The organism is Deltaproteobacteria bacterium, from assembly GCA_016183175.1.
In the GTDB taxonomy this organism is placed as follows: domain Bacteria; phylum UBA10199; class UBA10199; order UBA10199; family SBBF01; genus JACPFC01.
In genome coordinates, this window is record JACPFC010000054.1 from 43,406 (window position 1) to 55,256 (window position 11,851).

Genomic DNA, 11,851 nt, shown 5'->3' on the forward strand with positions numbered 1-11,851 from the left:
CTCTCGGTGTCTGCTTTCAGTTCCATCGGAACTCGCGGTCTATTTAATCGCCACTTCAGTTGTTGATTGCGGCTTGGTTTGCTCCGGTTGGCGATGGACATTGAGGCGCGCTCAAACAGCCGATGGAACCTCAAGGCATCTATCCGAGACTGAATTGTTATGATTCTTTTTCTTTTTTCCTCTCCTGAATTACCTTCTGCGCGATCGGCGACGGCGCCTCTTCGAAGGTATCGTGATGCATCGTAAAAATCCCTTTTCCCTGCGTGATCCCTTTGAGCATATTGTCGTAAACCAGCATCTCGGACAGCGGAACCCTGGCGCGGACGATCTGCGCGTTTGCCTTGGGTTCGACGCCCGCCACCTTCCCGCGGCGGCTGTTCAAGTCCTGAATGATCGCCCCCAGTGAATCGGTGGGAACGGTGATCTTTACATCCATGATCGGCTCCAGAAGAATGGGACGCGCTTGTTCCATGCACTTTCTGAAGGCCATGGCGCCGGCGATTTTGAAGGCGATATCCGATGAATCGACCGTGTGATACGACCCGTCGTAGAGGGAGGCCTTCACATCCACGACCGGATATCCGGCGACAATTCCATCCTGCATCGCCTCGACAATCCCCTTTTCCACGGAGGGGATGAAATTTTTGGGAATCATGCCGCCGACGATGTTGTTTGCGAATTCAAACCCGCCTCCTCGGGGGAGGGGAGAGAGTTCAATCCAGCAGTCGCCGTACTGGCCGTGGCCCCCCGACTGTTTTTTGTACTTCCCTTGAGCCTTGGAGGAGGCCTTGATCGTTTCCTTGTAGGGGACATGGGGCACCGCCAGCTCGATGTCCACCTCGTATTTGCGCTTGAGCCGCTCCTTGACGATCTCCAGATGAAACTGCCCCATGCCGCAGAGGAGAAGTTCATGTGTCTCGGTGTCGCGGTGATATTCGATATTCGGGTCCTCCTCCATGACCTTGTGAAGCGCCTCCATCACTTTTTCCTCGCTGGATCGGTCCTTGGCTTTGAGCGAACAGAAGATCAGCCGGTCGGGACGCGCAACCGGGGGATAGACGATGGGTTCGGTTAAGGAGGAAACGGTGTCGCAGGTTTCGAGAAAATCGACCTTCTCAAGGGCGACAATCTGGCCGGCGGAGGCCCTGGAGATTTTTTTGAGCTTGCGCCCCAGCGGTTTGGCCAGATGGGCGGTTTTCACCTGCTTTTCCCGGTTGGAAATATAGAGGGAATCGCCCAGCGACAGGGTTCCCGAAACCAGCCTCACGAAATTGACCTTTCCGGAAAAATGATCGACGGTGGTTTTAAACACAAAACCGGAAAGGGGCGAGGAGTCCGCGACAAGCCTTTTGGCCTCCGTTTTCCGGTCGGTCCGCGTCCCTTCCCACTCTTTTTTAAAGAGGTCCGGGGACGGCAAATATTCGCCGATGGCGTTAAGCAGGGGATTTAGCCCGATGTTTAACGCGGCGCTTCCGGCAAAGACGGGGATAATCTGCTTGTGGATAACCGCAGACCTCAACAGGGGGAGGAGTTTTTCAAAGGGGATGTCCTGTCCGTCGAGATAGGCGTTCATCAGCTCTTCGTTGGTCTCGATGATCGCCTCCTTTAACTTGTCGTGGCAGGCTTGCGCCTCGGAGATGCATTCATCGGGGATTGGCCCCTCCTGATATTTTCCGTTTTTTTCGGGGGAATACTTCAAGGCCTTCATCTTCACGATGTCGATCACGCCGTGCAGTTTTTCCTCGGCCCCCAAAGGGATGGTGAGGCAGACCGGGCGGATTTCCAGATCCTGCTCGATGGACGAGAGGGCGTTGACGAAACTGGCCTTTTCGCGGTCGAGTTTGTTGACAAAAATAAACCGGGGGAGTTCCAGTTCGCCCAGGGCCTCCCAGTATTCCATCGAGGTTTCCTTTACCCCCGAAAGGGCGCTGACAATCAGAATGGCGGAATCGGAGGCCTTGAGGGCATAGCGGGTGTCGGCCATGAAATTGATATAGCCGGGGGTGTCGATAAAATTAATTTCGCGGTCGTTGAAGGAAAAATTATAGATCTGCGGGCTCAACGTCATCTGGCGCGATTTTTCCTCGGGGTCTTCATCCAGCGGGCAGGGGCGGGCTCCCATGGCGCTGAAGGTATCCAGCGCCCTCGCGTTAAAAAGGAGGGCCTCGGTCAAAAGGGTCTTTCCGGCGCCGTGATGGGCCACCACGGCGAGATTTCGGATATTGGATAAAACTTCCACCATGAGGTTGCTCTCCGGCCCTTTTTTCTCTATCAACCGGTTTCGTTTGTGGCAAGAAAATTGAGATTTCTTCCTTTCCTGTTTTTCTATAAGATCAAGGAGGGAGGTTTTTCATGGAAAAAACAGACCGCCGCCGGGCAAGCGACGAGCAGGTCCGGGTGATTATCGAGAACGCCCTGGATGCCGTGGTCGTGATGAACAGCAACGGTCTTATCACCTCCTGGAACCCGCAGGCCGAAAAGATCTTCGGGTGGACAAAAGAAGAGGCCATCGGCCGCCGCATGTCGGAGACGATCATCCCTCCCCATTACCGCGAGGCCCACGAACGGGGCTTAAAACACTTCCTCAAAACCGGCGAGGGACCGGCGCTCAACAAACGGCTGGAACTGACCGCCATCCACAGAAGCGGCCGGGAGTTTCCGGTGGAATTGACCGTTTCACCCACAAAACTGGGAGAGACCTGGATTTTCAGCGCCTTTATCCGCGATATTACGGAAAGGAAAAAGGCCGAAGAGGACCTTAAAAAAACCAACGAGGAGCTTTGGCGCTTGAACGAAAACCGGGCCGCATTCACCTCGATTGTCTCCCATGAACTTCGGACCCCTTTGCAGTCGATCAAGGAGGGGATCGATATTGTCCTGGACGGCATCGATGGACCGGTCACGGGCCGGCAAAAAGAAACCCTCGGCATTTCGAAGAGCAATGTGGACCGGTTGGCCCGGTTGATCGACAATGTTCTTGATTATTCGAAGTACGAGGCGGGAAAGATGAAAATGGAATTGATGAAGGCCGACCTGAACAAACTGGTTGAAGAGGTTTACCGGCTGATGAAACTGGAGGTAGGCAGGAAGGGGGTCGATTTTTTCATCGAACTCCCCGCGGAACCCGTTTTCGCGGTGGTGGATGGCGATAAAATAAAACAGGTTCTCATCAATCTGGTCCATAACGCCGTTAAATTCACGGAGGAGGGAAAAATTTCGGTCCGTTTGAGTCAGGCCCGGGATGCGGTTTTACTTGAGGTGGAAGACACGGGGAGCGGCATCCGCAAGGAAGATCAGCCGGCTGTCTTTGACATGTATGGCCAGGCGCCGGGCACACAGGTTTTTAGGGCCGGTGGAAGCGGAATCGGACTGGCGGTGTGCAAACTGATTATCGACCAGCACGGCGGACAAATCGGCATCGAGAGCGCGCCCCGGAAGGGAACCAAATTCACCATTACCCTCCCTCAACCCTTCAACGCCGCTCAAGGCTAGCGGACATAATCGTGAACCATCGAGACAAGGGCATGGGGATCGATCGGTTTGATGATAAAACCGCTGGCCCCGTTTTCGAGGCAGTAGTCGACCAGCTCTTGTTCCTTGTGACCGCTCAAGACGATGATCGGCGGGGTCTCTTCCCCCTCCGGAAGCCATTCTTTCGCGTGCTTTAAAAAAGCGGTTCCGTCGGCATGAAGAAGCCCCAGGTCAAGAATAACCAGATTTGGTTTCGATTTTTTCAACGATTCGAGGGCCGTTTCGACAAAAGAGACGCAGGCGCACTGAAAACCGTGAAACTGAAGGCGCTTCTTCACGAGACGCTGGACATCGGGATCATCGTCAACGATAAGGATTTGCTTCTTCTTCATTCCACCCCCCATCTACCGAATACTTTATCTATTATACATGATAGCAAACAAAACTTGCAATAGACACTACCTCTTCAAATTGATTGTTTTTCCATCCAGGACTTTTTTGACGAGATTGAGCAGATCGCGGGGGTTGTAGGGCTTTTTGACAAAACCATCCGCGCCGAGGTTATACACGCAATCGTCCCTTTTAGAAACATGCGCCGAGAAAAAGAGGATTGGAAGCCCTTTTAGCTCCCTGTTTTCCCTCAACTTTTTGAATATTTCAAGACCCGATGCATCCGGGAGCCAGATATCCAAAAGGACCAGGTCGGGTCTTTTGCGGCAGATAAATTCATAAGCCCCTTTGCCTTCCAGGTACGATATGACGTCGAAGCCGCCGGCCCGCAAGCGCTTTGCGGTCAGGTGGACCAGGTCGCGTTCGTCGTCAATAATGGCGATTTTTGGAAGAGCCGGCATTGGACAATATATTATCCCAATTTATCATTTGTCTGCAACCGGTGACTTGATTATTCTCTCTCCATGCCATCTGATGCGGTTGATGGTGAGCAAAGTCGAACCATCAGGAAAAAAATTGAATCCCTTCGTGAAGAAATCCGCCGCCACGATTTTTTGTATTATGTCCAAAGCAGGCCCGGGATTTCCGATGCGCAGTACGACGCCCTTTTCCGGGAATTAAAGGGGCTTGAAGAAAAACACCCGGAACTGGTTACCCCCGATTCCCCCACGCAGAGGGTCGGCGGCGCCCCCGCCGATTTTCTCCCCAAATTCAAACACCGCGTTCCGCTGTTGAGCCTCGAATCACTTTTTACGCGCGAGGATGTGGAGGCCTTCGACAAAAGAATCCGAAAGGAAACCAATCGGTCCGATCGGTCCGATCAGTCCGATCTGTCCTACCTCGTCGAACCCAAATTCGACGGCCTCTCGGTCGAGGTGGTCTATCGCAACGGCGTCTTTCATCAGGCGGGCACAAGGGGCGACGGCGAGACGGGAGAAGAGGTGACGCAGAATGTGAAGACAATCAAATCATTGCCGCTGAAATTATCCGGGAAAGATATCCCGAAGGAACTCCATCTTCGCGGAGAGGTCGTGATGACCGTGAAGGGTTTTGAGGCGCTCAACAAAAAATTAATCGAGGAAGGGGAGGAGCCCTTTGCCAACCCGCGGAATGCCGCCAGCGGGGCGCTCCGTCAGCTTGACCCGCGCATCACGGCAAATCGTCCGCTCGACATTTATCTCTACGGCCTTTTGTATGCAGACGGATGGAAACCGAAAACACAGAAAGAAGTTCTGGAAACCCTCTCTTCCTGGGGAATCCGAATCAACCTCCTGCGCAAAAAATGCGGCTCGCTGGAGGAGATCTGCGATTTTCACGCCGATCTTTATGAAAAGAGGGATCGACTCGACTACGAGATCGACGGGATCGTCGCCAAGGTGGACGATCTTGAATTGCAGGAATCGCTGGGGGCGCGCGCCCGCTCCCCCCGATGGGCCTTTGCCTATAAATTCGAGCCGCGAAAAGAGATCACCCGCGTGGAGGATATTGTCGTCCAGGTAGGACGGCAGGGGACGCTGACGCCGGTGGCGATTCTGAAGCCGGTTGACGTGGGCGGTGTTACCGTCAGCCGGGCCACGCTTCATAATTGGGACATCATCCAAAAACTGGATGTCCGCGTCGGCGACGAGGTGAGGGTGGCGCGCGCCGGCGATGTCATTCCCGAAGTGGTTGAAGTCAACCACAAGGCCCGCAAAGGTCATCCAAGGGAATTCGAAATGCCTTTGAGGTGCCCCGTCTGCGGATCAAAGGTGATCCGCGAAGGGGCCTTTCACCTCTGTACGGGCGGCGCCGCCTGCCGGGCGCAGATGAAATGGTCGATCATTCATTATGCTTCAAGAAACGCCATGGACATCGAAGGGCTGGGAAGGGAGACGGTTGATCTGCTGATTGAAAAAAATCTGGTTCAAAACATGGCCGATCTGTACATGCTCAAAAAAACGGATTTGCTGGCGCTCCCTGGGTTCAAGGAGAAGAAGGCTCAAAATCTTTTGGATGGGATCGAGGGAGGCAAAAAACGGCCGCTATCGCGTTTTCTATACGGCCTTGGAATACGCCATGTGGGGGAACAGATTGCGCGGCTCATCTGCGATCATTTCGGGTCGATTGAAAAGATGGAGATGGCCTCCCTGGAGGAGGTCCAAAATATCGGGGGGGTGGGGCCTGAAATCGCCAGGAGCCTTGTCGATTACTTTCGGGATGCGCGAAATCAAAAACGGATGGATCTGTTGCTCAAGCGCGGGGTCACTCCGCAACACGAGACGAAACAAAAGAGCACAGGACCTCTGGCCGGCAAGGCCTTTCTCTTTACGGGCGAGCTCGAATCGATGTCCCGTCCGGAGGCTTCAAGAAAGGTGGAAGCCCTGGGAGGGCACGCCACGGGGAGCGTCAGCAAGAACACCGACTATGTGGTCGCCGGCGCGAATCCCGGTTCCAAATACGACAAGGCTCGGAAGTTGGGCGTCAAGATTTTGGATGAGAAGGAATTTTTAAAAATGCTTCAATGAAGGGTTTTCCTTGTCTTGACGAATAACGGACCAGGGAATATAGGTTGGGCGTGGACTTCACTTGGCTGAAAAATCTTCTCGCAACCGGAAAACAGGAGGCGAATCCGCCGGGCATGAACAGGGCGGAAGAGGTCTGCGTTTTTCCGCTCCCCAATGTCGTCCTTATCCCCGGCAATATCCTGCCGCTCCACATCTTTGAGGAACGCTACAAGCAGATGACCGAGGATCTGCTTCAATCCAACATCTCTCTCGCCATGAGCCTCACGGTCCCGTCGGCCCAGGGAAAAATGAAAAACAGCGCCATCTGCGGCGGAGGAACGGTGAGGGTGATGGATGAATTTCCCGACGGGCGCAAGAATATTTTTGTCGAGGGATTAAAAAGGCTGAAAATCGTCAAATACGTTCAGGAATCCCCCTATCTCAAGGCCCTGGCGGAAACGATCCCCGACATCCCGTTTGCCTCCCCGGCCGAGGAAAAAAAATATCTTGTGGAGTTGGGCCAACAGACCAAACGGTGGATTTTTCTCTCGCGCGATCTGCCGGACAGGTACATCCCGTATGTGGATTTGTTCACCAAGCCGCACCTTCTGGCGGATGTTATCGGGTTCCACTTCCTCCCTGGAAGCTCCGAAAAGCAGAAGCTCCTCGAAACAACGGATCAAAAAAAACGGGTGGAAAAGATCATCTTTTTTGTCGAAGGAAACATCCGCCGGCTGGAGGGGATCGGGTCGAAGGCACTCGGTGCCGGGGCGCTTGGCGCCGGGGCGCCCGGCGCCGGGGCGATGGATGACCTGAAATCGGATGGAAAAATCCTTCATTAAATGCGGGACCCCCTTTCTCAAATCGACGATAAAATGATCCATCGGCAGAGAGTCACCGACGAAGAGGCTCTGGCGCTCTACGCAGAGGACGATCTGTTGCGTCTGGGAGAGCTTGCCAACCGGGTCCGTGAAAAAATCCACGGGCGCAAAACCTACTACATCATCAACCGCCACATCGATTATTCCAACGTCTGTGTCTTGAACTGTAAATTCTGCGCCTTCGCCCGAAAATCGGGGGAGGCAGGGGCCTTCGAGCATTCGCTCGAGGATATTGTGGAAAAGGTCCGGGAGGGGCGCAAGCGCGGCATTACCGAGGTGCACATCGTCGGCGGTTTTCATCCCTCACATCCATGGGAATTCTACACCGGGATCTGCCGGGCCATCAAAAAAGAGGCGCCGGAGATCCATATCAAGGCCTTTACCGCCGCCGAGATCCGCTACTTTTCCAAAAAATTCAAAATGACGGAGGAAGAGGTGCTGACGGCATTGATGGCGGCGGGGCTTGATTCCATGCCGGGGGGAGGGGCCGAAATTCTTGCCCCCGAGACAAGAAAGGAAATCTGCGGCCCCAAGGGGAAGGCGGAATTCTGGCTGGATACGCACAGGCGCGCCCACACGCTCGGTCTAAAAAGCAACGCCACCATGCTCTATGGCCATATCGAGTCGCCCGCCGACCGCGTGTACCACATGAGGTTGATCCGGAACCTCCAAGATGAAACCGGAGGTTTCCTTTCGTTCATCCCTCTTTCCTTCAACCCGAAAGGCACCTGTTACGAAAATATCGGCTATACCTCCGGCATCGATGATTTAAAGACCCTGGCCATCGCGCGCCTCTACATGGACAACATCCGCCACATCAAGGCTTACTGGATCATGTCGGGGGTGGAAACGGCCCAGTTGGCTCAATATTTCGGGGCGGATGACATGCATGGAACGGTGATCGAAGAGAATATCACCCACATGGCGGGGGGAAGAGCGCCGGAGGATCTGCCGGCCTCCCGGTTATGCGAATTGATCCGCGAGGCCGGCCGGATGCCCGTCCAGCGCGACTCGCTTTACAGGGAAATTAATCAATAATTGCTTTTCCAATAATCCCATGACATTTTGAGAAGGTAGCTACTAATAGCTCAACTTTTTGTTGAGACTCAAGCCGGTGGGCCAGCCGGTCCCATTCGTGGAAGATATGGTCCATGGGAATGAAGGCCACCGCGTGCGCCAGCTGGAGGCATGAAAAAAGATGGGTGCTTAAGGCGGCAGGGCCCCTCCAAAAATCTGGCGGGCAGGCGCCGGCCAAAGGGGAAGAATCCGGTTTGGTATTCATGTGGTGATCTCTCATGTAATGTGAAAAGGTCTCGTTGAAATTCCAGTCCCGTTTCCGGCTGATGGCGGGGCAGATGCCCGGTTCCTCGCATGAAAGCGGACAGGTCCATTCGGCGTAGCTTACAGCGCAGATTCCCGAATCAAAAGTTTTTAAAAAAGGGGTTTGAGGAAAGTCGTCTCCCGGCAAGGGAAAGGGGACAACTTGTGTGCGGCGCCCTTTGAACCGTCCGTCGTTTTCAATCAGATTCAGAAAGACGCGAAACAGGACGTGCGGCGCCGAATGGTCGGGAATAAGAATGCCCGCTTTTTCGGCCCTTGGGCGGTTTAGGATCGTTTCCTCCAAAAAGCCGGTGTAGGTGTTTTGGATGGTGCGGGCGTCGTTTTTGAATTCTTCCGCGGCCGGAACGTTGGAATGGGGGTCGATAAAGAAGAGTTCGGGATAATCGATCAATCCCTCTTTTTTGGCCCGGACAATCTCGCCGATGTAATGGCAGGCGAGCGGGCCGCCGCCTAAAACATAGATCGGGCCTTTGATTTGATAAGGCAGATGGGTCATCTGTCGGGCAACTGCGAGAAAGTAGAGAGCAGAGAGCCGACAGCCGAAAACAGATTGTTTAATCCGTTTTCCGTTTTCCGCTTTCTGCTCTCTGATTTCTCGCCTTTGCCGCCTTTACAAAAAGATACGCCGGAATTGAAATCCACACAAGATCCATCAAAGCGAGCCGAAACTCCCCGATCCGGAGGGTGATCGCAAAATTGAACAGGAAGATGCCGAAGTAGAGGAGGGGACCGGAGTATTTGTCGGGGAAAGTGGATGGTTGATGGTTGATGGTTGATGGTAGATGGTTAATGGCAGATGGTTTGAAGAACCTTTCCAGCATCAAGTTTACGCCAACGATGGCAAAGGAGACCAAAAACCAGCCGGCGAAATTGGAAAGGGGGACGCCAAAGTAAAGGCCGGGGTTCGGGTAATAGTAGATTTTTCCGAGAAACCACCGATCCCCCATGTGAGCCAGCGGGTCGATGACAAGGTCGAGAATGAGGACGAAGAGGGCGGAGAGGAGGGCGAGTTTAAATCCCCCCCAACCCCCCTTTGTCAAAGGGGGGACAGGGGGGATTTTGCCCACGACAAATTCTGATAAAGAAAGCCCCGCAAAACACAAAAACACATACGACAGCGAATCCCACACCGGCACCCCCCGGTTCATCCATTCGCCCCGAAGATTTTCGTAAATGTAGAAATACCACCCGTAGGGAAACCCGGTCCGGATGGAAGAGGCCTCCGAAATCCAGGCAATCAGATAACCGCCGGCCAGGAAAAGCAGAGTCCGGACAACGCCGCGCGTACGGATGCCGATGACGAGGAACGCGACGAGGAAAACGAACACATACCAACGGGTGATGAGGGTGTGGAAGAACATCTGCAATGGTCATTCCCGCGCAGGCGGGAATCCAGTTTTTTCGTACTTGTTCCCCATTCCCTGCTTACAACTTGCAGGGACAAGTTTCATGGGGACATGTCTGGATCCCCGCTTTCGCGGGGATGACATTAAAGGCAAGTCTGTCAACAAACTGTTATCCCCTCTCTTTATAGCTGTTCCGCACCAGATCGATGAAGACCTTGAGAATCTTCGGGTCCCACTGGCCGCAATCGATTTCGCGCTCGAAAATGTCGGCCGCTTGGGGCGGATACATCCCCTTTCGATAGGGGCGGTTGGAGGTCATGGCGTCGAAGGCGTCGGTGATAAAACAGATGCGCGCCAGAAAAGGGATTTCCTCCCCTTTGAGGCCGTCGGGATACCCCTTGCCGTCCCAGCGTTCATGATGACTGCGGATGATGGGAAGGACATTTTTAAACGACTTGAGCCGCTTGCAGATCTCGTAGCCGCGGGCCGGATGCGTCCGGATATGCGAGATCTCCTCCTGGGTGAGCTTGTCCTCCTTGTTCAGAATCGCCTCCCTCACCCCCACCTTGCCGATGTCGTGTAAAAGGGCGCCCCGCCGCAGGTCTTCCAGTTCGGGGGGCTTCAAGCCCAATTCCTTTCCGAGAAGAACCGAATACTTCGAGACCCTTTCGGAATGTCCACGGGTATAGACATCCTTGGCCTCCAGCGCCTCGGCGAGGGTAAAAACAACCGCCTCCGACAATTCCAGGGAATCGTAGAGGTCCTTTACGCGCAAAAGGGACTTGACGCGGGTTACGAGTTCCAGCTTGTTGAACGGCTTCATCAAAAAGTCATCCGCCCCCAGCTCGATCGCCTTGATTTTGTCGTCCAGTTCGCGAAGCGCCGTGACAATAACGATGGGAATCAAATGGGTCAGGGGATCGGTCTTCAAAATCTGGCAGACCTCGTAGCCGCTCATGCGGGGCATCATGAGATCGAGCAGAATCAGATCGGGCGGGTCCTGCTTCACCAGTTCCAAAGCCTCTTCGCCGGAATAGGCCTTGCGCACCTCGTAGTTGAACGGCTTCAACTGCACCGATATCAGCTCCACGTTGGTGGGGTTGTCATCGACAATAAGAACCTTGTGCATGTAAAATTTATAGCATACATTCCGGTTGCAGAACAACGGTTTCTCTTGTAAGGGTTCCCAAGCCGCGCCGCCAGTGGCGGATGAAGCGGCTTGGGAGCGGAGGTGGTAAAGGCAAGAAGTCGCTTAAACTTTATGAGACTCATCAAATTCATTCTCTGGTTGGCGGTCACCGTCATTATCGCCTATTTTCTCACCGACCTGAAAATCGGGGGAAAGACGATCAAACAGACCATCGATGAAAAAATCGGCGCCGTCTGGCCCGGATTTTCGGGGGCAAAAAACCGCCTGTTGGGGGTCACGCACAACGAGGAAATGCGGGGGATTGTTTCGGAAATCAAGGAGTCGCCCAAAGAGAAAATCACCGAAGAGGACTCAAAACAGCTCGAAGAGGTGTTGAAAGAGAACCAGTAAGGGAAAAAAACATGACGCAATCGGCAAAAAAATGCGGGGTTGAAAATTGCAAGCGCTCCTATCGCGCCAAAGGCTACTGCAATGTCCATTACAAAAAATGGCGCGGGGGGGAGCTCCCCAAAAGCCGCTATAAAACCTGCGCGCAGGAGGGATGCAAGAAAAAACGCCATTTGAGGGGACTGTGCGAGGAGCATTACAAGGCGGCGTTCGGCAAGAAGGAAGAGGGGGCGGCGCCTGTAGCGGCGCCTGTAGCGGCGCCTGCGGCTCCGGCAACTCCAGCACCTGAGTCACCGCCGCCGGCGCAGTAATAGGTCCTATAAGACCTATAGGTCCTATATT

Annotated in this window: 12 protein-coding genes; 6 read left to right on the forward strand and 6 right to left on the reverse strand. The window is 54.0% G+C overall.

Features of this window, described 5'->3' with window-relative positions:
* Positions 1–157 precede the first annotated feature (157 nt).
* On the reverse strand, positions 158–2,242 hold the full coding sequence (locus tag HYU99_06460; protein ID MBI2339987.1) for an elongation factor G: 2,085 nt from the start codon (positions 2,240–2,242) through the stop codon (positions 158–160).
* A 110-nt stretch (positions 2,243–2,352) separates the two neighbouring features.
* On the opposite strand from HYU99_06460, the gene HYU99_06465 reads away from it, so the two are divergent.
* Positions 2,353–3,492 carry a PAS domain S-box protein gene (locus tag HYU99_06465; protein MBI2339988.1) on the forward strand — a complete coding sequence of 380 codons (1,140 nt, stop codon included), beginning with the start codon at positions 2,353–2,355 and terminating at the stop codon, positions 3,490–3,492.
* Here the strand turns inward: HYU99_06465 and HYU99_06470 are convergent.
* Positions 3,489–3,863: a response regulator gene (locus tag HYU99_06470; protein ID MBI2339989.1), complete on the reverse strand. Its 375-nt coding sequence runs from the start codon at positions 3,861–3,863 to the stop codon at positions 3,489–3,491. The genes HYU99_06465 and HYU99_06470 overlap by 4 nt on opposite strands.
* Before the next feature lie 66 nt (positions 3,864–3,929).
* Positions 3,930–4,322 carry a response regulator gene (locus tag HYU99_06475; GenBank protein ID MBI2339990.1) on the reverse strand — a complete coding sequence of 131 codons (393 nt, stop codon included), beginning with the start codon at positions 4,320–4,322 and terminating at the stop codon, positions 3,930–3,932.
* A 63-nt stretch (positions 4,323–4,385) separates the two neighbouring features.
* Here HYU99_06475 and ligA point away from each other — a divergent pair, with 63 nt between their 5' ends.
* Genes ligA through mqnE form a run of 3 tightly spaced genes read left to right on the forward strand, consistent with a single transcriptional unit; the run spans position 4,386 to position 8,323 of the window.
* Positions 4,386–6,425 carry an NAD-dependent DNA ligase LigA gene (ligA, locus tag HYU99_06480; GenBank protein MBI2339991.1) on the forward strand — a complete coding sequence of 680 codons (2,040 nt, stop codon included), beginning with the start codon at positions 4,386–4,388 and terminating at the stop codon, positions 6,423–6,425.
* A 50-nt stretch (positions 6,426–6,475) separates the two neighbouring features.
* The gene (locus tag HYU99_06485; protein MBI2339992.1) at positions 6,476–7,246 is read left to right on the forward strand and encodes an LON peptidase substrate-binding domain-containing protein; all 771 of its coding nucleotides are present in this window, start codon (positions 6,476–6,478) and stop codon (positions 7,244–7,246) included.
* Positions 7,247–8,323 (forward strand): aminofutalosine synthase MqnE, encoded by a 1,077-nt coding sequence (mqnE, locus tag HYU99_06490; GenBank protein MBI2339993.1) that lies wholly within the window; start codon positions 7,247–7,249, stop codon positions 8,321–8,323.
* Here the strand turns inward: mqnE and HYU99_06495 are convergent.
* The 3 genes from HYU99_06495 to HYU99_06505 all read right to left on the reverse strand — a co-directional run bounded on the left by HYU99_06495 (position 8,313) and on the right by HYU99_06505 (position 11,101).
* Positions 8,313–9,122: a hypothetical protein gene (locus HYU99_06495; protein MBI2339994.1), complete on the reverse strand. Its 810-nt coding sequence runs from the start codon at positions 9,120–9,122 to the stop codon at positions 8,313–8,315. The two genes, mqnE and HYU99_06495, sit on opposite strands and share 11 nt — an antisense overlap.
* A 58-nt stretch (positions 9,123–9,180) precedes the next feature.
* Positions 9,181–9,987: a carotenoid biosynthesis protein gene (locus HYU99_06500; protein ID MBI2339995.1), complete on the reverse strand. Its 807-nt coding sequence runs from the start codon at positions 9,985–9,987 to the stop codon at positions 9,181–9,183.
* 154 nt (positions 9,988–10,141) lie between these two features.
* Complete coding sequence (locus HYU99_06505; protein ID MBI2339996.1) at positions 10,142–11,101, reverse strand: response regulator; 960 nt, start codon at positions 11,099–11,101, stop codon at positions 10,142–10,144.
* Positions 11,102–11,233: 132 nt separating this feature from the next.
* Here HYU99_06505 and HYU99_06510 point away from each other — a divergent pair, with 132 nt between their 5' ends.
* Positions 11,234–11,512: a hypothetical protein gene (locus HYU99_06510; protein ID MBI2339997.1), complete on the forward strand. Its 279-nt coding sequence runs from the start codon at positions 11,234–11,236 to the stop codon at positions 11,510–11,512.
* 11 nt (positions 11,513–11,523) lie between these two features.
* The gene (locus HYU99_06515; GenBank protein MBI2339998.1) at positions 11,524–11,820 is read left to right on the forward strand and encodes a hypothetical protein; all 297 of its coding nucleotides are present in this window, start codon (positions 11,524–11,526) and stop codon (positions 11,818–11,820) included.
* The last annotated feature ends 31 nt before the right edge of the window (positions 11,821–11,851 follow it).

Coding starts and splice junctions, on each gene's coding strand:
- ligA (MBI2339991.1), top strand. CDS start 4,386: ATGCCATCTGATGCGGTTGATGGTGAGCAAAGTCGAACCATCAGGAAA.
- HYU99_06460 (MBI2339987.1), bottom strand. CDS start 2,242: ATGGTGGAAGTTTTATCCAATATCCGAAATCTCGCCGTGGTGGCCCAT.
- HYU99_06510 (MBI2339997.1), top strand. CDS start 11,234: ATGAGACTCATCAAATTCATTCTCTGGTTGGCGGTCACCGTCATTATC.
- mqnE (MBI2339993.1), top strand. CDS start 7,247: ATGCGGGACCCCCTTTCTCAAATCGACGATAAAATGATCCATCGGCAG.
- HYU99_06475 (MBI2339990.1), bottom strand. CDS start 4,322: ATGCCGGCTCTTCCAAAAATCGCCATTATTGACGACGAACGCGACCTG.
- HYU99_06465 (MBI2339988.1), top strand. CDS start 2,353: ATGGAAAAAACAGACCGCCGCCGGGCAAGCGACGAGCAGGTCCGGGTG.
- HYU99_06495 (MBI2339994.1), bottom strand. CDS start 9,122: ATGACCCATCTGCCTTATCAAATCAAAGGCCCGATCTATGTTTTAGGC.
- HYU99_06515 (MBI2339998.1), top strand. CDS start 11,524: ATGACGCAATCGGCAAAAAAATGCGGGGTTGAAAATTGCAAGCGCTCC.
- HYU99_06505 (MBI2339996.1), bottom strand. CDS start 11,101: ATGCACAAGGTTCTTATTGTCGATGACAACCCCACCAACGTGGAGCTG.
- HYU99_06470 (MBI2339989.1), bottom strand. CDS start 3,863: ATGAAGAAGAAGCAAATCCTTATCGTTGACGATGATCCCGATGTCCAG.
- HYU99_06500 (MBI2339995.1), bottom strand. CDS start 9,987: ATGTTCTTCCACACCCTCATCACCCGTTGGTATGTGTTCGTTTTCCTC.